The 21,006-nt window shown below is 72.6% G+C and carries 19 protein-coding genes; 11 read left to right on the forward strand and 8 right to left on the reverse strand.

The genetic code is table 11. The features are described from left to right. Nucleotides 1-100: 100 nt before the first annotated feature. Nucleotides 101-1,552 (reverse strand): radical SAM protein, encoded by a 1,452-nt coding sequence (locus tag MUY22_RS38335; protein ID WP_247052067.1) that lies wholly within the window; start codon nt 1,550-1,552, stop codon nt 101-103. Continuing rightward, entirely contained in the window at nt 1,552-4,128 is a 2,577-nt protein-coding gene (locus MUY22_RS38340; RefSeq protein ID WP_247052068.1) for a glycosyltransferase, read from the reverse strand. The genes MUY22_RS38335 and MUY22_RS38340 overlap by 1 nt, the downstream gene beginning before the upstream one ends. 139 nt (nt 4,129-4,267) lie before the next feature. Between MUY22_RS38340 and MUY22_RS38345 the strand changes: the two genes are divergently transcribed. The 5 genes from MUY22_RS38345 to MUY22_RS38365 all read left to right on the forward strand — a co-directional run bounded on the left by MUY22_RS38345 (nt 4,268) and on the right by MUY22_RS38365 (nt 11,624). Continuing rightward, entirely contained in the window at nt 4,268-5,362 is a 1,095-nt protein-coding gene (locus tag MUY22_RS38345; RefSeq protein WP_247052069.1) for a sensor histidine kinase, read from the forward strand. Next, entirely contained in the window at nt 5,359-6,012 is a 654-nt protein-coding gene (locus tag MUY22_RS38350; protein ID WP_247052070.1) for a response regulator transcription factor, read from the forward strand. Before MUY22_RS38345 ends, MUY22_RS38350 begins: the two co-directional genes overlap by 4 nt. Before the next feature lie 91 nt (nt 6,013-6,103). Beyond that, nucleotides 6,104-6,493 (forward strand): hypothetical protein, encoded by a 390-nt coding sequence (locus MUY22_RS38355; RefSeq protein ID WP_247052071.1) that lies wholly within the window; start codon nt 6,104-6,106, stop codon nt 6,491-6,493. A 1-nt stretch (nt 6,494) separates the two neighbouring features. After that, nucleotides 6,495-7,802 carry a DJ-1/PfpI family protein gene (locus MUY22_RS38360; protein ID WP_247052072.1) on the forward strand — a complete coding sequence of 436 codons (1,308 nt, stop codon included), beginning with the start codon at nt 6,495-6,497 and terminating at the stop codon, nt 7,800-7,802. Between the two features lie 162 nt (nt 7,803-7,964). Further along, nucleotides 7,965-11,624: a family 78 glycoside hydrolase catalytic domain gene (locus tag MUY22_RS38365; protein ID WP_247052073.1), complete on the forward strand. Its 3,660-nt coding sequence runs from the start codon at nt 7,965-7,967 to the stop codon at nt 11,622-11,624. A 119-nt stretch (nt 11,625-11,743) separates the two neighbouring features. Here the strand turns inward: MUY22_RS38365 and MUY22_RS38370 are convergent, their stop codons facing one another. Further along, on the reverse strand, nt 11,744-12,103 hold the full coding sequence (locus MUY22_RS38370; RefSeq protein ID WP_247052074.1) for a hypothetical protein: 360 nt from the start codon (nt 12,101-12,103) through the stop codon (nt 11,744-11,746). Nucleotides 12,104-12,317: 214 nt separating this feature from the next. Here MUY22_RS38370 and MUY22_RS38375 point away from each other — a divergent pair, with 214 nt between their 5' ends. Both MUY22_RS38375 and MUY22_RS38380 read left to right on the forward strand, forming a co-directional pair. Continuing rightward, nucleotides 12,318-12,494: a CsbD family protein gene (locus tag MUY22_RS38375; protein ID WP_247052075.1), complete on the forward strand. Its 177-nt coding sequence runs from the start codon at nt 12,318-12,320 to the stop codon at nt 12,492-12,494. Nucleotides 12,495-12,601: 107 nt separating this feature from the next. Continuing rightward, nucleotides 12,602-14,431, forward strand: coding sequence for an FUSC family protein (locus MUY22_RS38380; RefSeq protein ID WP_371827529.1), 1,830 nt, complete (start codon nt 12,602-12,604; stop codon nt 14,429-14,431). On the opposite strand, the gene MUY22_RS38385 is transcribed toward MUY22_RS38380, so the two are convergent. Next, nucleotides 14,428-14,730: a ribosomal protein L7/L12 gene (locus MUY22_RS38385; RefSeq protein WP_247052076.1), complete on the reverse strand. Its 303-nt coding sequence runs from the start codon at nt 14,728-14,730 to the stop codon at nt 14,428-14,430. The two genes, MUY22_RS38380 and MUY22_RS38385, sit on opposite strands and share 4 nt — an antisense overlap. A gap of 41 nt (nt 14,731-14,771) precedes the next feature. Then, the gene (locus MUY22_RS38390; protein ID WP_247052077.1) at nt 14,772-15,668 is read right to left on the reverse strand and encodes an MBL fold metallo-hydrolase; all 897 of its coding nucleotides are present in this window, start codon (nt 15,666-15,668) and stop codon (nt 14,772-14,774) included. 79 nt (nt 15,669-15,747) lie between these two features. Between MUY22_RS38390 and MUY22_RS38395 the strand changes: the two genes are divergently transcribed. Both MUY22_RS38395 and MUY22_RS38400 read left to right on the forward strand, forming a co-directional pair. Further along, nucleotides 15,748-16,419, forward strand: coding sequence for a TetR/AcrR family transcriptional regulator (locus MUY22_RS38395; protein ID WP_247052078.1), 672 nt, complete (start codon nt 15,748-15,750; stop codon nt 16,417-16,419). A gap of 30 nt (nt 16,420-16,449) precedes the next feature. Next, on the forward strand, nt 16,450-17,016 hold the full coding sequence (locus tag MUY22_RS38400; RefSeq protein ID WP_247052079.1) for a cysteine hydrolase family protein: 567 nt from the start codon (nt 16,450-16,452) through the stop codon (nt 17,014-17,016). A gap of 34 nt (nt 17,017-17,050) precedes the next feature. Here MUY22_RS38400 and MUY22_RS38405 read toward each other — a convergent pair whose 3' ends face one another. The 3 genes from MUY22_RS38405 to MUY22_RS38415 are packed head-to-tail and all read right to left on the reverse strand — an operon-like array spanning nt 17,051 to nt 19,217. After that, complete coding sequence (locus tag MUY22_RS38405; RefSeq protein WP_247052080.1) at nt 17,051-17,383, reverse strand: antibiotic biosynthesis monooxygenase; 333 nt, start codon at nt 17,381-17,383, stop codon at nt 17,051-17,053. A 9-nt stretch (nt 17,384-17,392) separates the two neighbouring features. Beyond that, nucleotides 17,393-18,328: a serine hydrolase gene (locus MUY22_RS38410; protein ID WP_247052081.1), complete on the reverse strand. Its 936-nt coding sequence runs from the start codon at nt 18,326-18,328 to the stop codon at nt 17,393-17,395. Nucleotides 18,329-18,338: 10 nt separating this feature from the next. Further along, nucleotides 18,339-19,217, reverse strand: coding sequence for a LysR family transcriptional regulator (locus MUY22_RS38415; RefSeq protein ID WP_247052082.1), 879 nt, complete (start codon nt 19,215-19,217; stop codon nt 18,339-18,341). A 101-nt stretch (nt 19,218-19,318) separates the two neighbouring features. On the opposite strand from MUY22_RS38415, the gene bla reads away from it, so the two are divergent. Both bla and MUY22_RS38425 read left to right on the forward strand, forming a co-directional pair. Then, nucleotides 19,319-20,227, forward strand: coding sequence for a class A beta-lactamase (gene bla / locus MUY22_RS38420; RefSeq protein WP_247052083.1), 909 nt, complete (start codon nt 19,319-19,321; stop codon nt 20,225-20,227). Between the two features lie 125 nt (nt 20,228-20,352). Beyond that, a complete protein-coding gene (locus MUY22_RS38425; RefSeq protein WP_247052084.1) occupies nt 20,353-20,937 on the forward strand; it encodes a sigma-70 family RNA polymerase sigma factor in 585 nt (194 codons plus the stop codon). Nucleotides 20,938-21,006: the final 69 nt, after the last annotated feature.

A 21,006-nucleotide genomic window follows, 5' to 3' on the forward strand; every position in this document is an offset into this window, starting at 1 on the left:
GGGCTCCGATCTCGGTACGGCCGTACGGTGCTGGACCCATGCTGCACGCCCGTACCGGTCCCCGCGAGACTTCTGTCACCCGTCGGAGTGATCTTGGTCCTCAGAGCTCGGTCGTGATGATGGCCTCGACCAGGACTTCTCCCGTCCGGGTCAATTCCACTTTCCCCGCCTCGGAATCCAGCCGGACGAGGCCGCGATCGGCCAGGGAGCGGAACTTCCCGAGCCACGGTTCGGCGAACAGCGACCGCCCGGGGAACCGGGAAGCGTGCACGGCATCCTGCAACGGCTGCAACGTCGTCAGCGCCATCTTCACCGCCCGCGCCTCCTGCCCGTCGGGCGTGAATCGCGTCGCCGAGCCCAGCGGGATCCGGCCTGCTTCGACGGTTTCGATGTAGCGCCGGGAGTTCACGTCGGTGATCGCCTCCGACGCGCGGCAGCTCGAACTGCCGCCGAGCCCGATCGCGACCTCGGCCTCCTGCTTCTCCTGGTCGACCATGATGGACTTCCACTTCTCCGGCCCGAGGCCGTCGCGCGCGAAGTACATCGTCGGGTGCTCGGTGTAGTTCGCCGCGCGCAGGCCGTCGGTGAGCAGCTCCCGCATCTGGTACTGCTCGCCGAGCGTCGGCCAGCGGTGGCCGTCGCGCACCAGCTTGTCCCGGTAGGACGGCAGCTGCCACGCGGCGGGCTTCTCGCCGGTGACGCCGGTGCGGGTGTCGCTGTAGGAGGCCAGGTGCAGCTTGGTGCACACGACGGCGGTGATCTCGTTCTCCAGCACGACGTCCAGGTCCCGGCGAACGCTGTCGAGGGTCTGGTCGAGCAGGCCGTACATCAGGTCGATGCTGACCCACTCGAAGCCGAGGCGCTGCGCGTTGCGGACGAAGTCGACGCACATCCGTGCCGAATGCTCGCGCCCGCACAGCTCGAGCACGTGGTCGTCGAACGACTGGACGCCGCTGGACAGCTTGGTGCAGCCCAGGTCCCGCAGCAGCTCGAGCTTCGCCGGCGTGAACGTGCTGGGGTCGCCCTCGAAGCGGATGGTCGTGTCCGCGGTGAACCCGAACTCCTCCCGGTAGAAGTCCAGCAGCCGCCGGATCTCCGGCTCGGGCAGCAGCGACGGCGTCCCGCCGAAGACGTTGAACTCGCCGACCTCGGCGCCCGCCAGGTTCGGGACGGCGTCCAGCCACATGCGCGCTTCGCGGATGTTCAGGTCGACCCAGTGCTTCGCCTTCTCGTACGTGACCTCGGGTTTGCCCTTCACCAGCACCACCGGGTACTGGCAGAACCGGCACCGGTACGCGCAGGTCGGGATGTAGGACCACAGGTGGATCGGGGCACTCGACGCCAGTTGCGCGTCCAGGTCACGCAGGAAGTCCGCGGGCGCGTAGCCGGGGACGTTGCCCGGGAACACGTGCGCCCCGAACGGGTCCTCCTGCACGTAGTCGAGCAGGTGCCGGTTTTCCGGCGCCTCCAGGACGTCGAGCACCGCGGGGCGCGGCCACGCGGGGTCGAGACCGTGCAGTGAGCCGATCGCCTCTTCGTAGGCGAGTGTCATCAGAACACCCCTCCGTTGCCGAAGTAGTTGTGGGCTTCTCCGGATTCCCGGTCTTCGCAGTAGTAGTGGACGAACTCCGCGAACCGCTCCTTCGGAACGTCCGCGAAACACGGTGGCAGCGGCGGTGGGTAGCCGATGTCCTCGCCGACGTGCTTGCGCAGGCACGCGAACAGCTCGTCGGCGAACTCGAGGTACAGCCGGTAGGACGGCGTCTTGTACGCGTGGATCGGCGTGAAGTCGACGACGCGCATCCCGGCGCGGATCTCGGCGATCCGCTCGCCCAGCCGCGCGGCCAGGTCCGCGCCGAAGAACCCGATGACGGCGTCGTCCTCCAGCAGCGCCGGGGTCAGCAGCACCGGCAGGATGGTGTTCTTCGGTGTGAAGTCCTTGATGGAGAACTCCCACGCCTGCAAGGCTTCCGCCTCGGTCAGGTCGGTTTCCACGGCCGGCGCGGAGGGGCGGATGTCGCGCATGACGATGGTGCCGCCGGAGCCGTAGGCGCGGCCGGCGATGACCTCGTCGATGGCGTGGTCGACGCGCCGCGGATTGATCTCGACGCGCGAGCGTGGCGCGTACGTGATCGCGTCGCCCCCGCCGGCGACCTTGATCCCGAAGTCCCAGTCGTCGGAGAGGTGGTTGACGAACTTGCCGTCCTGCAGCTGGTAGAAGATCTCGATGCCGCCGGCGCGCTCGTAGGCGTCGCGTTCCACGGCGAAGCCCTTGCCGTCGGGGAAGCCGCCGAACAGCGAGAACGTGACGGCGCGGCAGCGCAGTGTCCGCTGGATCGCGTCCCAGAGCCGCGGCCGGTGCGTGAAGTGGTCCGCGTTGTAGTAGTAGTCGCAGACGCCGATCGAGGCCTTGGTCGTCTCCATCGCGTCCAGGAGCTCGCTCAGCCAGTGCGCGTCGACCTGGCAGTCGGCGTCGGCGGAGACCAGGTAGAACCGCTGCGCCGGATCGGTGTCGGGCCGGTTCCGGCTGCGCACGGCGGCAAAGTCCATGCCCGCGCGGCGCGCGCACGAGACGCCCTGCTCGGGCTCGTGGATCACGTGGACCGCTAGGTCCGGGTGCGCGGCCGCGAACTCGCGGGCGAGCGCGACGGTGTCGTCGGTCGAGTTGTTGTCGACCAGGACGACCTCGTAGCTGTCCTTGTCCAGCGCCTGCTGGTCGTACAGCGTCCGCAGGACCGACCGCAGGTTCGCGGCCTCGTTGTACACCGGCAGCACGACGCTCAGCCGCGTCCCGGCGCCCATCGGCGGCGGGTACAGCCGGTCGACCAGGTCGTCGACGACCTGGGTGCCGAAGCGCGCCCGCCCGAGATCCTGGTTCACCCGCACCACTTCCGCTCGTTTCCCCTCGTCGGTGATCAGTTCGGCCACTTCGCGGGCGAACGCCGCGTCCGGCAGGTCGCGGGCCCGGATGTCCAGCACCGGCGCCTGGAACCCGGCGCTGCCGTAAACGGCGTTGTACAGCTCGTAGCCGCTGGTCACGTACGGCGTCCCGGAGGCGATCGCCTCGCTGACCGGGTTGCCGTAGCTCTCGTAGTCGTAGGAGGTCAGGAAGGACACGACGCTGGCGTGCGCCAGGAGGTCCCGGACGGAGTAGCGGCCGGGCGCGACGGTGTCGTACGGCGTCAGCCAGCCGCCGAAGACGACGCGGTCGCGCACCCCGAGCCGTTCGGCCAGCCGGGTGAGGTGGACGTATTCCGCGGGTGCTTCTTCGACGTCGCCGGCCACGAAGAGCCACGCGTCCGGCAGCAGCGCCAGCAGGTGCAGGTCCCGGTCGACGCGCTTCTGCGGGATGATCCGCGTGATGCGGGCCAGCAGCGGGGCGTCCTCGGGGATCCCGTGGTCGCGCTTGAAGCCCGCGTTGCGCGCGTCGATCTCCGCCGTGGCGATCGGGAACGTGTTCGGCAGGACGTCGAGGTAACGCAGGCCCGGCACCCATTCGAGGGTCCGCGCCCGCGCTTGTTCGTGCAGCGCGAAGTAGTGGACGTACGGCGAGTTCCGCGGCGCCGGGGTCGCGCGGTACGGGAACCGGCCGTACTTGGCGATGCCCGGTTCGCTCTGCCACATCAGGTCGTGGTCGCGCCAGAACACGAACCGGCCGAGCCGGTGCCGCGCGCCGTAGCGGTCGATCGCGCGGTAGAGGGCCTCGGTGTAAGTGGGGTTCTCCGGCAGTGTGCCGTTCTCGACCATCACCATCGTGACGCCGAGGCGTTCCCAGGTGGCGGTGATCCGGTCGGCCAGCTCGCCCGCGATCCGGTCGATCTCCGGCCGCAGCGCCGCACCGGCCTCCCGCTGGACGACCTCGGTGAGCACCCGCTCGACGAACGGCCGGTCGTAGCCGCGGACCTGCTCGACGCCGTCGATCCGGTCGAGGACGACCCAGTCCGGCAGCAGCCCGGCCTCGTCACGGTAGGGCCGGAAGAACGCGCCCTTGTCGGCCTTGATGTCGTAGCCGAGATCGAGGTGGACGCGGTGGCCCCGGGCGGAGAGCCGGGCCGCCGTCTTGAGGAACTCGACCACCACCCCGGACAGCGGAGTTCCGTCGAAGGACACGCCCCAGAGCACTGACATCGATGACGGGCTCCCGTTCTCGACTGCGGTGTCCGCTCCACCCTACGTGGCCCGGTCACCGCAACGCCGCGCGAACAGACAGCGCTTTCCCGGCGGCGGGGCGGTTGACCGGGCCCGCCGGACCCCGCAGAGTGGCACCGTGAACCGGGCTCTGGCGGTGCTGACCGGCGGCGCCTTCCTCTCCGTGGTGCTCGGGGTCCTCGCGTCCGGGGAGCCCGTGGCCTCCCTCGTGCTGGGTGCGGTCTTCGCCGCGCTCGGCACCGCCGGCTTCGGCTGGGTACGCCGGCGCGAGAACCTCGGCTGGGCCGCCGCGTACGTCGTCGTCCAGCTGCCGCTGGCCTTCGTGATCTTCACGATCAACGCCGGTGTCGGCGCGACGCTCTTCCTCGTGGTGCTGGTCAGCCAGTGCGTGCTGCTGAAGCTGCCGCTGCCCGCCCTCGCCGTCGTGATCGCCGTGGTGCCGCTCGTGCACCTCGGGATGTCGCTGGGCGCCGGCCTGCAGGAAGGTCTCGGCACGCTCGTGTCCGTGGTCTTCGCGGCCGTCGTCACGGAGCTGCTTCAGCGGGAGAAGCGGTCTCGCGGTGAACTCGCCGAAGCGCACGCGAAGCTGCAGGACTACGCGGCGCAGGCGGAGCGGCTCGCGACGGCGCAGGAGCGCAACCGGGTCGCCCGGGACATCCACGACGGGCTCGGGCACGCGCTCACCGTCGTCCAGATGCAGGTCAAGGCCGCGCGGGCGGTCCTGCCGACCGACCCGGGCAAGGCCGACGACGTCCTCGCGAAGGCGCAGGACCAGGCCGAGGCGGCGCTGGCCGACGTTCGCCGGTCCGTGCGGACCCTGCGGGAGCCCCGCGCGGTGCCGCCGTTGCCGGAAGCCCTGAAGGCGCTGGCCGAGGAGACGTCGGCGACGGGTGTCCCGGCGACGCTGACCGTCTCCGGTGTCGAACGGCCGGTGCCGGACGAGGCCGGCGAAGCGCTCTACCGGGCCGCGCAGGAAGGCCTGACCAACGTCCGCAAGCACGCCCGGGCGAGCCGCGTCGAGGTGCTCCTGGACTACGGCGACGCGGGCGTCCGCGTCGAGGTCCGCGACGACGGCGCCGGTACCGGCGGCACGCCCGCGACCGGCTTCGGCCTGCTGGGGCTGCGGGAACGGGCCGCGCACCTGGGTGGGAAGCTGGCGCTCGAATCGGCACCGGGACAGGGGTGCACGCTGAGCATGGAGGTACCGGCGTGAGCCGCGTCCGGGTCCTGCTGGTCGACGACCAGGCGCTCTTCCGCGAAGCCCTGGCGACGCTGCTGGCCACCCACGACGACATCGACGTCGTCGGCGAAGCGGGCAACGGCGACGAAGCGCTGACGCGGGCCGCCGAGCTGACCCCCGACGTCGTCCTGATGGACCTGCGGATGCCGGTCCTCGACGGCGTCGCCGCCACCCGGCGGCTGCGTGCGGAGCAGCCCGGCGTCCGGGTCATCGCGCTCACGACGTTCGACGACGACGAGGACGTCTTCGCGGCCTTGCGCGCGGGCGCGGTCGGGTACCTGCTCAAGGACGTCTCCTCGGCGCGGCTGGTCGAGGCCGTGCTGGCCGCCGCACGCGGTGAGTCGGTTCTCCAGCCGTCCGTCGCGGCGAAGGTCGTCGCCCGGTTCGCGCAGCTGCCCGAAACGACCGCTCCTCGCCCGCAGCCGCTGGTCGTGCCGCTGTCGGAGCGGGAGCTGGAAGTGCTGCGGCTCGTCGCCGACGGCCGCAGCAACCGCGAGATCGCCGCCACGGTGTTCCTCGCCGAAGGCACCGTGAAGAACCACGTCACGAACGTGCTGGGCAAGCTCGGCGCCCGCGACCGCACCCAAGCCGCGTTGCGCGCGCGGGACCTGGGCCTGCTCTGAGGGGGTCATGACCCCCGGTCGTGACTTCCGGCACCTGGCAGCACGCCCGCCGGCCGGGATTCTCGTCCAGGAGAAACCTGGAGGGAACCCCATGACCACCACCGAAACCGGCCGGACCACCGGCCGCAAACTCGCCCGGTTCGCCGGGCACTACGCCGAGATGGTCGCCGCGATGATCATCGGCATGGTCGCGCTCGGCCCGCTCTGGCCGGACGCCTGGACGGCCCGCCCGGACGCCGGCGCGCTCGTGATGGCCACCGACATGAGCGTCGCGATGGCCGCCGCGATGCTGCTGCGGCGGCACTCCTGGCCGCGGATCGCCGAGATGACCGCGGCGATGTACCTGCCGTTCGTCGTCCTGCTGGCGCCGTACTGGCTGGGCGCGCTGTCCGGCGACGGCCTGATGATCGCCGGGCACGTCGTCATGTTCCCGCTGATGCTGGCGGTCATGGTGTGGCGCCGCGCCGAGTACTGGCACTGACATGAGAACCCTCTTGCGCCGCAGCGCTTTCGTCCTCGCCGCCGTGCTCGCCGTGCTGCTGGTTCCCGGCGTCGGGGCGACCGTCTCGGCACTGGCGACCTTCCGCGCCCTCAACGCGCCCGGTCCGCAGCGGGCCGTGCCCGCCACCCCGCCGCTCCCCCACGACCCGGCCAAGCCGACCGCGGTGGTCGTCGTCGGGAACGCCGGCGCCGTCGTCTCGGACACGCTCGCGCCGTACGAGATCCTCGCCGCGACCGGCCGGTTCAACGTCTACACCGTCGCCCCGGACCGGGCGCCGAAGCCGTTGACCGGTGGCCTCGACCTGGTGCCCGACCTGAGTTTCGCCGATCTCACCGCCCGGCTGGGCGGGGCCGCGCCGGACCTCGTCGTCGTCCCGGCGATGCCGGACACCGGTGAGGCCACGAACGAGCCGGTAACCACGTGGTTGCGTGGGCAGGCCGCCCGCGGCACGCAGCTGCTGAGCGTCTGCAACGGCGCCGGGGTGCTGGCCTCGGCCGGTCTGCTCGACGGCCGCCCGGCGACCGCGCACTGGCTGAAGCTCGAGACCTACGCGAGCGACTACCCGGCTGTGCAGTGGCAGCGCGGCAAGCGGTACGTCGACGACGGGAACGTCGTCACCACCGCCGGGATCCTGTCCGGCATCGACGGGACCCTGCACCTGGTCGAGCGGATGGCAGGCGCGGGAGTGGCCGCCGACGCCGCGAAGGCGATCGGCTGGCGGCACTACGGCACACCCGTGCCGGTGACGACCCCGGCCGCGATGCCGGACGCGGTCGCGATCGTCAACGCGGGTTTCCGCTGGAACCCGGCCGAGATCGGGGTGCTGGTGCCCGACGGCGTCGGCGAGATCGAGCTGGCGTCGGTGTTCGACACCCAGGGCCAGTCGCTGTCGTCGCGGACCCTCGCGGTGAGCGCCGACGGCGGCGCCGTCCGGTCCCGGCACGGGCTGACCTTCCTGCCCCGCGCGAAACTCGCCGACGCCGATCTCGACCGTCTCCTCGTGCCCGGTGCGACGCGCGGAGTGCCGACGCCGCCGGGCGGGCCTGCTCCCGAGTACGTGCACGACCGGCCCGGCTTCGCCTACGACGTCGCGGTGAGCGGGCTCGCGCGCGACACCGACGTCGCGACCGCGCGGTGGACGGCGAAAACCTTGGAGCTGCCCACCGGCGACGTCGTCTTCGACGGCCCGGCGTGGCCGTGGTGGCCCACGGCCGTCCCCGTGGGGCTCGTTCTCCTGGGAGTGGCCGGGGTCGTGCTCATGGTGCGGCGAAGGCGTCGGATGAACTGACCTAAAACGATTTACACATTGGCCACCGGACAAGCACGGACGATCGCCGCTGCACCCGGTGGAGTATTGCGGTTGCGTGATCCTCTGATTACAGTCACATATCACACTGGATTGAAACGTTTTAACGATCCGCAGCCCCGTCCCCGTCATCCAGGAGCCGCAATGCCGCGATCCCAGCTCTGGCGCGCGACCACCACCACCGCCCTCGCCGCGACCCTGGTGCTCTCCGGCGCCGCCGCTCCCCCGGCGGGCGCCGCGCCCCCACCGGACATCTCCGGGGCGCACTGGATCTGGTACCCCGAGGGTGACGCGCGGGTGTCCGCCCCGGCCGCGACCCGGTACTTCCGCACCACGTTCACCGTGGCCGGCGGCGCGGTCAGCGACGCCCGGTTCACCGTGACCGGCGACGACACCGCCGACGTCTGGCTCAACGGCAAGCCCCTCGCGTCCTCGGCCCGCGTCACCGACTCCTGGAAGACGGGGCTGCCGGTGGACCTGCGGCCCGCGCTCGTCCCCGGCGTCAACACCCTCGCCGTCGCCGTCCGCAACGCCGGCGGCCCGGCCGGGCTGCTCGGGCGGCTGCACGTCGCGACCGCGTCGGGCACCACCGACCTGACCACCGGCGCCGGCTGGAAGAGCGCGCAGACCGCGCCGGAAGGCTGGGAGCAACCGGGCTTCGCCGACGGGTCCTGGCCCGCGGCCGCGGATCTCGGCGGCTACGGCGCCGCACCCTGGGGCGCCGGCGTCACCACGCCGGACTCCACCGCCGCGGCCCCCCTTTCCGTGGCGATCGCGACGGTCGGCACCCGGGTCAACCCGATCGGCGTCGACCCGGCGCAGGCGCGGTTCGGCTGGAAGCTGACCTCGTCGACGTCGCAGCAGCGGCAGTCGGCCTACCAGATCGTGGTGTCCGCCAACGGATCCGACGTCTGGGACAGCGGGCAGGTCGCGTCCGGGCAGCAGGCCGACGTCGCGTACGGCGGTCCCGCGCTCGGCTCGCTGACGGCCTACACCTGGCGCGTCCGGGTCTGGGACGCCCAGGGCCGCGCGAGCGGCTGGAGCCCGGTGCAGCGGTTCGAAACGGCGTTGCGCGCCCCGGCCACCGAGTGGACCGGCGCGTTCATCGGGCGCTCGGCGGCCGGTCCGGACCTCGCCGGCGCGAGCTGGGTCTGGTACCCGGAGGGCGACCCGGCCGGCGGGATCCCGCCGGCGACCCGGTACTTCCGCAAGACCGTGCAGCTGAGCGCGGCGCCGTCGAAGGCCACCCTCGTCGTGACCGGCGACGACACCGCGACCGTGTGGGTCAACGGCACCCAGGTCAGTTCCTCGCCGCGCTCAACCGACTCGTGGAAGCAGGCCGCCGTCGTCGACGTCGGCTCCCTGCTCACGACCGGCGCGAACGTCATCGCGATCAGCAGCGAGAACACCACGCAGAGCCCGGCCGGGATGATCGCCAAGCTCACCGTCACCGGTGGGCCGACCGTCGTCACCGACGGGTCCTGGAAGGCCAACCAGACCGGGCCGTCCGGCTGGCAGCAGCGCACGTTCGACGACAGCGCCTGGACCGCGGCGCGGGCGCTGACCGCGTACGGCACCGGGCCGTGGGCGTCGAACGTCGTCGTCGCGTCGCCCGCTCCCCTGCTGCGCAAGAGCTTCACGGTCAGCAAGCCGGTGGCGAGCGCCCGGCTGCTCACCACCGCGCTCGGCCTGCAGGAGACCCGGCTCAACGGGACCAAGGTCGGCGGCGAGGTCCTCGAACCCGGCTGGACCGACTACACGAAACGGCTGCAGTACCGGGTTTCCGACGTCACCGGCCAGATCCGCCAAGGTGACAACGCGATCGGCGCGATGCTGGGCAACGGCTGGTACTCCGGCAGCATCGGCATCGCCGGCAGCCAGCGCTACGGCACCAAGCCGTGGTACTCGGCGCAGCTGCGGCTGACCTACACCGACGGCACCAGCTCGACCGTCGCCACCGACGGCACCTGGAAGACCGGCGACGGCCCGATCCGCGCCGACGACCTCTACCAGGGCGAAAACTACGACGCGCGGCTCGCCGTCACCGGCTGGGACCAGCCCGGCTTCAACGACAGCGCGTGGCAGGCGCCCGGCGTGCGCACCGACGCCAAGCCGAACCTGGTGGCCCAGGTGGACAACGGCGTCACCGTGCAGCAGGAATTCCACCCGGTCGCCATCACCCAGCCCAAGCCGGGTGTGTGGGTCGCCGACATGGGCCAGAACTTCGGCGGCGTCGACCGGCTTTCGGTGACCGGACCGGCGGGGACCACGGTGACGCTGCGGCACGCCGAGGTGCTCAACCCCGACGGCACGATCTACACCGACAACCTCCGGGCCGCGCAGGCGACCGACCGGTTCACCCTCGCGGGCACGGGCGGTGTCGAGACGTACGAACCGCGCTTCACCGTGCACGGCTACCGGTACGTCGAGCTGACCGGGCTGCCGTCCGCGCCGACCGCGACCACGGTCACCGGGCGGGCGATGTGGACGACCGGGGCGCAGACCGGCACGTTCACGTCGTCGAACACGATGGTGAACCAGTTGCAGCACAACATCCTCTGGGGTGAGCGCTCCAACATGCTGTCGGTGCCGAGCGACTGCCCGCAGCGCGACGAGCGGCTGGGCTGGACCGGTGACATCGGGATCTTCGCCGGGACGTCGACGTTCAACCTGGACGTCGCGAACTTTCTCGGCAAGTTCAGCGACGACCTGACCGACGCCCAGCACGCCGACGGCTCGTTCACCGACGTCGCGCCGGGTGTGCTCGACGGTTCGGGCACGGCGGGCTGGGGCGACGCGGGCGTCATCGTGCCCTACACCCTGTGGCAGCGCTACGGCGACACCGGCGTGATCAACGAGCACTTCGCCGCCATGGTCAAGTGGGTCGAGTACCTGCGCTCGACGTCCGGCGCGGACCTGATCCGCGACCACCAGACGTTCGGGGACTGGCTCAACGTCAACGACAACACCGCGCAGGACCTGATCTCGACGGCGTTCTTCGCGTACTCGTCGCGGCTGGTCTCGCGGATGGCGGCGGCCACCGGGCACACCGCGGAGGCGACGAAGTACGGGACGCTCGCCGACCAGATCGCCGCGGCGTTCACGACCAAGTTCTCGGCGGCGGACGGCACCGTCGGCGCGAACACGCAGACCGGGTACGTCCTGGCGCTGGCGTTCGGGCTGCTGCCGGCGGCACGGGTGCAGCCCGCGGCCGACAAGCTCGCGGCGAAGGTCGCGGCGAGCGGTGGCCACCTCAGCGTCGGCTTCCTCGGCGTCGAGAACCTGCTGCCGGTGCTGGCCGCCCACGGGCACGCCGACGTCGCGTACCAGGTGCTGCTGCAGCCCGGGTTCCCCGGCTGGGGCTACATGATCGGCCGTGGGGCCACGACGATCTGGGAACGCTGGGACGGCATCAAGACCGACGGTTCGTTCAACGATCCCGGGATGAACTCGTTCAACCACTACGGTCTCGGCTCGGTCGGCGACTTCCTGTACCGCTCGGTCGGCGGCCTGTCGCCGGCGGCGCCGGGGTACGCGGCGCTGGACATCGCGCCTCGTCCGGGCGGTGGCCTGACGTCGGCGAAGGCCACGTACGAGACGCCGTTCGGCGGCGCGGTCAGCGACTGGTCGATCAGCGGCGGCACGCTCACCCTGCGGGTGACGGTCCCGGCGGGCGCGTCGGCGACCGTCCGGGTCCCGACGTCGCAGACCGGCGCCGTGAACGCGCCGGCCGAGGCGGTCCCCTCGGCGGCGGGGACGTACTTCGTGCCCGCCGGGTCGTACGTGTTCACCGCACCCGCGTGAGCCCGCGGGCCGGTGCCGTCGCTGTCCGCGGCGGCACCGGCCCGTTGGGGCCGGGTGCGTGGACCTGCCCGGCTGCAACGGCTGTGCGCGCGTGGGCGGCGAAGGGCGTCGTGACCGGGCTACTGCCGCAGGGCCAGGTTCAGGGCGTCGCCGGCGTGGTCGAGGCAGTCCCCGCAGATCACCGCGTCGCGGGGCACGCAGCGCACGCGGACCAGCGGTCGGCGGAAGCCGAGGAACGTGCGGCGCTCGCGGCGGCTGCAGAACTCGCAGACCGGCGCCTGCGGTGAACTGACCGCTTCGAAGGTCTCACCGGCCTCGTTCGGGCGTTCCTCACGGTCGCGGATCACCCACAGGCCGGCCTGCACGCAGTCCACGCAGATCGGGCCCGACGGACCGGGCACGCGGGTGTCCCGCGGTCGCGGCGGCCGCCCGCAGAACCGGCAGGGTGCGGTCAGCCGTCCGGCCCCGTTCGTCGTCACACAGCCTCCTCGGCGGTTGCCCGGCCCACGCTACCCGGCTTCCGGAGCCGGCCGTCCTGTTCGGACCCGGCACACGTCCGGGTGGCGTGACGGCCCTCACGTCACCCGGATGGCTCAGCAAAGGTGTATGTCGGCGCTGAGCGGGTAGCCCTATGGCAAGGCCCTCGTGGCGACAGGCCGATCCGGAAATGTCGCCTGACGAAAGGTGCAGCCCGTGAACGACAAGATCGAGAACAAGGGTGAAGAGCTGAAGGGCCGGGCCAAGGAGGCCGTCGGCGACGCCACCGGCAACGAGCAGTGGCAGGCCGAAGGCAAGGCCGACCAGGCCAAGGGCTCCCTGAAGCAGGCCGGAGAGAAGATCAAGGACGCCATCAAGGGCGTCAAGGACTGACCTGAGGTTTTCGCGACCGCCGCACCCCGGCTTCCGGGGTGCGGCGGTTTTGCTGTCCGGATCCGGTGCGCCAGGATGATCAAGACAGCGCGCGGCGAGGGGTTGGTGTGGTGAAAGGCCTGATCAAGGGCGTCGGGATGCTCGGGTTCGTCGTGGTCGTCGTCGGCGCGACGGCGGGCATCGGCGTGGCGGTCGGCCTCGGGAACACCGTGGTCCTGGCCGGGCTCACGGCGTTGTTCTGCTTCATCGCCGCCACGGGCGGGCCGCTGCGGTCCGACCTCGTGCTGCTCGCCTGCTACGCGCCCCTCGTGGTCGCCGGCGTGGCCGGTCCGCGGTTGCTGGGCGCGGTGTCGGACGTCGCCGCGATCGCGCTGCTCACCGTCGTCGTGTTCGTCGCCGCCCTGCTGCCCGCGCTCGGGTCGCGGTTCGTGACGGTCGGGCTCGGCCTGGGGATGGCGTCGGTGTTCGGGTACGGCTTCCAGCTGACCGGCACCGCGAGCGCCGGGCAGATCATCGGCGCGCCCGCGCTCGCCGTCGGCGTGGCGATCGTGCTGCGGCTCCTGCTCGGCGTCGGCGACCCCGGCAAGCCCACGCGGGAGGCGCTGGCCGACGCGCTCGCGGGCGGTGGCCAGGACACCGCCGAACGCGCGGTGCGGCTCTGGCTGGCCGACCGGCCGCGGAAGTGGCAGACCCGCCTGCTCGGCGCGGGTGTGCGAGCCCGCGCCACGGCCGCGATCCTCGACGACCGGCGGCGGGCCCTCGGCGAAGACCAGGCGGGCGCGCTGCGCACGATCCTCGACGCGGCGGACGCGGAACTCGCCGTCCTCGCCGACGCCGTCCGCGCCAAGGACGCCCCGGACCACTTGCCCGCGGCCGAGCGGCCGGATCCCGGCGCCGGCCTGCCCGGCGAAACGCGGCGGCTCGTCGACGAGCTGTGGTCCGGCGTCGACGCGGTCCGCGACGCCGTGCTCACCCGCGACGAGTCCGTTGTGGACATCCCGCGCGCGGCCGTGCGGGCGGCGCTGCGCCACGAGGCCGAAGGTGCGCTCTCCTGGCGTTCCGCGCAGCTGCGGCACGCGGTCCGCTGCGCGATCGGGATGCTGCTCGCCCTGGTCGTCGCGCGGTTCCGGCCGGGCGACCCGCTCACCGTGTCGTTCCTGATGACGACGTTCGCCGTGCTGCAGCCGGAGTGGCGGGACACGCTGAGCAAAGCGTGGCAGCGCGTCGGCGGTGCCCTGGGTGGCGCGGTCGTGCTGGCGCTGGTGCTGTGGCTGCTGCCGCCCGGCGTGTTGCTGCCGCTCGCGCTGGTGGCGCTGCTGGCCGGGTTCCCGCTGATGCGGAGCCGGCCGACGGTGTTCAACGGGTGCATGGTGCTCATGAGCGTCGGGGTGAACTCGGCGACGAAGCACCTCGACGCGCGGACGCTGCTGGTGGAGTACGTGCTGCTGATGGTGCTGGCCGTCGTGATCGCGCTGCTGTTCGGCTTCGCCGCCGTGCCGGGGGTGCGCAAGCCGTCCCTGGCCGAACGGTTCGCCGAGGCCGTGGACACGACCCGGGCCTTGCTCACCGAGGTCGCGGGGGCGCTGGACGGCGCACCGCGCGGGCGGCTCGCACCGCGGTTCCGGGCCGCGGCCCGCGCCCAGCAGGACCTGCGGGCGCCGGAACCGGGGAGCAAGCCGCCCGAGCCCGGTCAGCAGGCCGCGCTGGACGCGGCCGCGGAAGGCCTGCGCGGGCTCGCGGCGTCGGCGGGGGCGTTGCTGCTGCGCGGGGGCCCGACGCCGATGGCCGGGTTCACCTCGACGGCCGCCCTCGCGCTGGGCGGCGCGCCGATCACCGCCCCCGACGTGCCGCTCGACGAGGAGCAGCGCCTGGTGGCCGACACGGTGATCGCGGACGTCCTGCGCGTCCGCCACGCCGCCCCGGCCCTGGCCGGCTAGGCCATCCGCTCCACGGCGTCCTTCGCGTCCTTGAGCCCCACGCCCGTGTGCTCGCGGTAGGCCTTGATCGCCTGGATCTTTTTGCCCTCCAGCAGGAACTGCCGTACCTCGGGCAGGTCGGCCGGCTTCGGCTGAGCCGGCTCCGCGACGGCGACGCCGAGGTGCCCGGCGATGGCGTCCAGCTTCAGTTCCATCCGGGCGAGGCGGCGCTCGAGGCGGTTGACCCGGCGGTCGTTGGCCGAGGCGCCCAGGGCGACGGCCGCGACGAGCACGACGACGGCCAGCAGCGTGTAGTCCATGGTGGACATCGTACGGAGCCGCGCCGCGCCGCGTGGAGCTTTCAGCCCGCCGAGTGGAAGGCCGTGGCCGCCAGGGCGATCCACTCGGGATTGTCCCACTCCGGCCAGCGGGCCCGTGCGTCCTCGTCGACCTTCGCCGCCGTCTCCGCCGCGGACGCGCCGGCGGTCTTCAGCCGCGTCACCTCGGCCTGGACGTGCTCGAGGTAACCGCGGATCTCGTGCAGCAGCGTGACGTCGGCGATTTCGCCGTGACCGGGGACCACCACCTCCGGGTTCAGCTCCGCCATGCCGTCGAGCGCGGCGATCCAGCGGGCGCCGTCGAAATCGGTGTCGTGCGGCGGGAAGTACGGCGCGATCGGGAACATCCGCGTCTCCGCCAGGTCGCCGGTGAACAGCACGCGGCCGTCGACGAGCACCGTCTGGTCGCCCGCGCTGTGCGCCGGGCCCTGCTCCTGCAGCACCACCCGGTGGCCGCCGAGGTCGAGCTCCGCCCGGCCCTCGTAGACGACGTCCGGGTCGACGAAGGTGACGCCGTCCAGCTCGGCGGCGATGGCGGGGCCGAGGCCGCTGAACATCCGGACGTACCCGGCGCCCTTGCGGGCCAGCTCGTCGCGCTGGGCGCGGTTGGCGACGATCGTCGCCGCGCCCGCGAACACCTCCGCGCCGAAGCCGTGCTCCGGGTGGAAGTGCGTCGTCGTCAGGTACAGCGGCCGCCCGCCGGCGAGCCGTTTCGCTTGCGCCAGCACGTATTCGCCGTTGCGCCGGCCGAGGCCGGTGTCGACGACCAGCGTCGCCCGGTCGCCGACGACGAAGCCGATGTTGGGCACGAGCGGCACCCGGTTGTCGCGCAGGACGAAGACGCCGTCGGCCACCTCGACCGGCTCACCGCCCACGATCGGCGGCGCCGCCTCCGTCACGTCGGGCAGGTTTGCGGTCATGTCCGGGATCCCATCTGATCAGTGTTCAGTTCCTGATCTGAACATAGTACAGATTCTGAGCGGTGTTAAGATCGGCGTCATGACGCGGGAGCGATACCACCACGGAGACCTGCGCGGCGCGCTGCTCGACGGCGCCGAGGCGCTGGTCCGCGAGCGCGGGGCCGACGGCTGGAGCCTGCGGGAGGCGACGGTGCGGATCGGGGTCAGCCCGAGCGCCGCCTACCACCACTTCGCGTCGCGGGACGCGCTGGTCCGCGCGTTGTCGGACCGGCTGGTCGCCCGGCTGGGTGAACGCATGGGCCGGGCCGCCGCCCGCGCCCGGGGCGGTCCGCGGCACCGGCTCGTCGCGGCCGCGCGCGACTACGTCCGCTGGGCGATCGAGGATCCCGCGGTCGCCGGGCTGATCTTCGCGGCGCACCGCGCCGAACCCGGCGAGCCGGTTTCGCCGCACCCGCACGACGTCTTCGCGGCCGAACTCGACCGGCTGGCCGAAGAAGGCGGTTTGCCCGCGTCGGCGCGGCCCGGGGCGGAGATCGTCGTCTGGTCGGCGATGCACGGCCTGGCCACGCTCATGGTCGACGGCCTCGTCCGGTTCGACGGCCCGCGGGCGATCGACCGCCAGGCCGAGCGGCTGATCGGGGCTGTGCTGACCGGACTGGAGCAGGAGCTCGAACCGTCGTCTCCGTGGCCACTCCCCCGGACTTCGCACACCGAGCGGAAAGCGCGCGAAAATGTCGGTGGTCCCGCTTAGAGTGGTCGCGACCAAGCTCCGGGAGGGACCATGACCACACTCACCGACCGTCCGAACACCGCGCTGCTCGTCGTCGACGTGCAGAACGGCGTGATGCGGGAAGCCCACGACCGGGAGGCCGTCGTCGCCAACATCGCGGCGCTGGTGGACAAAGCGCGCTCGGCCGGCGTCGACGTCGTGTGGGTGCAGCACACCAGCGACGAGCTGCCGCGCGACAGCGAGACGTGGCAGTACATCCCGGAACTCGTCCGCCGCGACGCGGAGCCGCTGGTGCACAAGACGTACGGCGACTCGTTCGAGGCCACGGACCTCGAGGCCGTACTGGCGTCACGCGGTATCGGCAGGCTGGTGGTCGCGGGTGCGCAGACGGACGCGTGCATCCGCTCGACCCTGCACGGCGCGATCGTCCGCGGCTACGACGCGACGCTGGTCGCCGACGCGCACACCACCGAAGACCTGTCGGCCTACGGCGCGCCGGTGCCCGGGCAGGTCATCGCGCACACGAACCTGTACTGGCAGTACCAGACGGCGCCGGGCCGGACCGCGGGCACGCTGAAGACCGAGGAGGTGGACTTCGGGGTGAAGGCCGCGGTCTGACGCGGCTCGGTATGACGCGCGCGGCGGCTTGCCCTCACTCGCGCTCGAAGCCGTAGGCGCGTTCCACCTTGGCGACCTCGATGCGGTAGTCCGCGTACCACTGCTCCCGGCCCCGCCGTTGGGCTTCGAGGTGCTCCGGGTGCTGTTTCCACGCCGCGATCGACTCCGCGTCGCGGTAGTACAGCACCGTCAGCTCGCGGCCGTCGGCGTCGGTCGTGGACTCGCGGCCCAGGTAGCCCGGCTGGGCGCGCCCCAGCTCGGTCATGCGGTCGTCCATCGCCGCGTAACCGCCGAGGTGGTCGGCGTCCAGCTTGCTGCTGACGATCACGGCGTAGTACGGCGGTTCGGGTCTCGTGAAGGAGGACACCCGCGGAGCCTAGGCGCCGGAAATCCCGCGCCCAACCGGTTTTCCGGCCGCGCGCAGGTGGTCCCGCAGGGCTCGCGCCACCCGGGACATCACGACCTCCGCCTCGGGCTGGAGCACGGCCGGGACCCGGGACTCGGTGAGGGCGACGACGCCGAACGCGCGGCCGTCGGCGTGCTCGACGACGCCCGCTTCGTGCCGCAGGTTCAGCAGGGTGCCGGTCTTCGACGACCACTTCGACGCGTCCGAGGCGAAGTCGGGGGTCAGGCGGTGCCGCAGGACGTTGAGGCCCATCAGCTCCCGGACGCCGGCCGCCACCGCGGGGTCGATCTTCGACGGCGTCCACAGGGCCTGCAGCAGGTCGAGCAGCGCCCGCGCCGATGCGGAGTTCGCGCGGGTGACGTCGAGCTGCGCGAGCCGGTGGCCCTGGCCCGCCGTGACCGCGCCGATGGCCAGTGCGTGGGCCAGGTCGACGTCGCCGGACTCGAAGCGCTCGGCCGGGGTGTCGATGAGGTCGCGCATCAGGTGGCGCACGGCGATGCCGGGCACACCCCACTCGTCCAGCACCCGGGTGACCTCGGCCGGCGGGGTCAGCTCGAACAGGACGTCGGCCGCGGCGCCGTCGCTCAGGGAGGTGCTCAGGTAGACCAGGTCGTCGACGGCGACGCGGGCCGGGTGGCGGAACCGCGTCAGGCCGATCGGGCCGGGGGTGGTGACACCGCTGGGCTCGACCTCCACCTGGGTCGCGCCGTCGAGCTCGCCCCGGCGGATCCGCTCCAGGGTCACCGCCGCGAGCGGGACCTTGACCAGCGACGCGATCGGGAACACCCGGTCCGGGTCGATCCCCAGCTCCCGCCCGGACGCCAGGTCGCGGACCAGGAACGAGCCGCGGAGCCCACCGTCGGCCAGGTCGGCCCGCAGCTCCCGGACCAGCGTTTCGGTGCTCAACCCCGCCCCCTCAGGTCCCGGCGGCGCCGAGACATCGCCCGACCGCCGCCCACAACCCGGTGCGCAGCCGGTCGGCGTCCGCCCCCAGCGCGGCGGTGACGTCGAAGCCGCGCGCGAGGTCGATCTCCCCGATCGGCCGCCACTGTAGCCCGAGGTCGGCGGCCTGCGCGGCCGAGCACAACAGCAGGTCCGCCGAGCCGAAGACGTCGGCCGCGGCCGAGGTCAGCGACGCGGCCACGGCGACCTGGGCGGGTTGCAGGCCCACCGCGTCGCGGATCCGCAGCACGCGGTCGCGCACGTGCGGGACGTCGTCCTCGGGCTGCAGCCAGACGCGCCGCCGCGTGCCGCCCGAGCGGCCGGCGCGCAAGGTCTCCAGGTGCACGACCGTCGCCGGCGGCGTCGCCACACCGGCCAGGCCCAGCGGGACGGCCCACGCGCCCTCCTCGGCCGGGACCGCGACGAGCGCGGCGCGCACCTCCTGGGTGCGGACGAGCTCGGCCCGCTCCCCCGGCATCGCCGCGCGGAACTCCAGGTGGACCTCCAGCGCGCGGGCTTCGGCGGCGAGTTCGGCGAGGTCCCGGACGCCGCAGGTGTCCGGGACGGCCACCCGCATCGGCCGCAGCCGGGCGCGCCGGGCGTCGTGTTCCATCGCCTCGGCCAGCCGGACCAGGCGTTTCGCCGGGGGCAGCATGTCGCGGCCGAACGGGGTGAGCGTGGCCCGGCGGGTCGACCGGTCGAAGAGCCGCTCGCCGAGGTGGCGTTCGAGCGCGGCGATGCGGCGGCTGGCGACCGGCTGCGGGATGCGCGCGAGCGCCGCGCCCGCGGTGAAGCTCCCCGCTTCGCTCACGCTCACGAACGCTCTGCAGCCGCCGACCAGGTCCACGACCACACTCTATGCGAATGTGGCATCGAACTCTTCATTTCCGTCTTGGACAGCATGGACGGACGCGGCGAGACTGCGGTAGCCGATCAAGACCGAAAGGAAGTGCCGTGTCGTTCCCCCACGTCAGGAGGGCCGCGCTCGCCGCGATGGCGCTCGCCGCGCTGACCGCCTGCGCCGCTCCGGAAGCCGCACCCGCGGCCCCCACGCCGTCGTCCCGGCCGGCTTCACCGCAGGTCACGCCGCAACCGGACTTCGCGCCGCTCGAAGCCCAGTTCGACGCCCGGCTCGGCGTCTACGCGGTGGACACCGGCACCGGCCGCGAAGTCACGCGCCACGCCGACGACCGCTTCGGGTACGCCTCGACGCACAAGGCGTTCTCCGCGGGCGCGGTCCTGCAGCGCACCAGCCTGCCGGGGCTCGAGAAGGTGCTGAAGTACACCCGGGCCGACCTGCAGGAGAACTCGCCGGTCACCGAGAAGCACGTCGACACCGGCATCTCCCTGCGCGACGCGATGGACGCCGCCCTGCGCTACAGCGACAACACCGCCGCCAACCTGCTGTTCCGCGAGCTCGGCGGGCCGGCCGGGCTCGGCGCCGCGCTGCGCGGGATCGGCGACACGACCACCCACGTCGACCGGACCGAGCCCGGGCTCAACGACCTCGCGCCCGGCGACATCCGCGACACCAGCACCCCGCGCGCGATGGCCGCCAGTCTGCGCGCGTTCACCCTCGGCACGGCACTGCCGCCGGAGAAGCGGACCGTGCTGACCGGCATGATGCGGGCCAACACCACCGGCGGGGCGCTGATCCGGGCGGGCGCGCCGGCGGACTGGGCCGTCGCCGACAAGACCGGCACCGGCTCCTACGCGACGCGCAACGACATCGCCGTCGTCTGGCCGCCCGGGCGGGCGCCGATCGTGCTCGTGGTCCTGTCGGACCGGAAGACGCCGGACGCGAAGCCCGACGACCGGCTGATCGCGGCCGCCGCCAAGCTCGCGCTCGACGCCCTGCGCTGAACAGTCCACAAAGGACTCGAAGGTCGATCTTCCGTTACGCTGAACGGGACCACGCGAGCCGTCCCGGACCCCGATGGCCGAGCGCGCCGGAGTCTGCCGTCCCGGCGCCGACCCGGGAGACCACCGTGGGATCAGCTCCGCCGCCGGACATCGTGCTGGTCCGGGACGCGCTCGGCGGCGACCACGAGGCGGTGCAGCAGCTCTTCCGGCTGCTGCGGCCGATCGTGCTCGCCTACTGCCGCAAGCGGCTCGGCCGCGAGAACGCCACGACGACGGCCGAGGACTGCACCCAGGAGGTGCTCTTCGCCGTGCTCGTGGCCCTGCCGCGCTACCCCTACCGGTCCGACAAGTTCCTGTCGTGGGTGTTCGGCATCGCGGCGCACAAGACCGCCGACGTGCACCGCGACCGCAACCGCAGCCACGAACGCTTCACCCCGCTCCCCGACCCCGAAGCGGCGACCGACCCGGCCTGGCGCCTTCCGGCCGCGGCCGACGACTTCGCGGAGGTCGAAGAGCGCCTCCAGGTGCGGCGCGTACTGAACCGGCTGCCGCGGCACTACCGCCAAGTGGTGACGTTGCGGGTGCTGCTGGGCTATTCCGCCGGGGAAACGGCGGAGCTGCTCGGCATGCCGAGCCCCGAAGCGGTGCGGGTGACCCAGTTCCGTGCGATCCGCCGGCTGCGCCGGGTGATCCGGTACGCCGCGGTCTGACCAGTTCCGCGGCGAGGACACCCAATCCGGCGGACACGGTTCCCTTGTGCCGCAAGCCGACCGCGGTGA

It is taken from the genome of Amycolatopsis sp. WQ 127309, assembly GCF_023023025.1.
In the GTDB taxonomy this organism is placed as follows: domain Bacteria; phylum Actinomycetota; class Actinomycetes; order Mycobacteriales; family Pseudonocardiaceae; genus Amycolatopsis.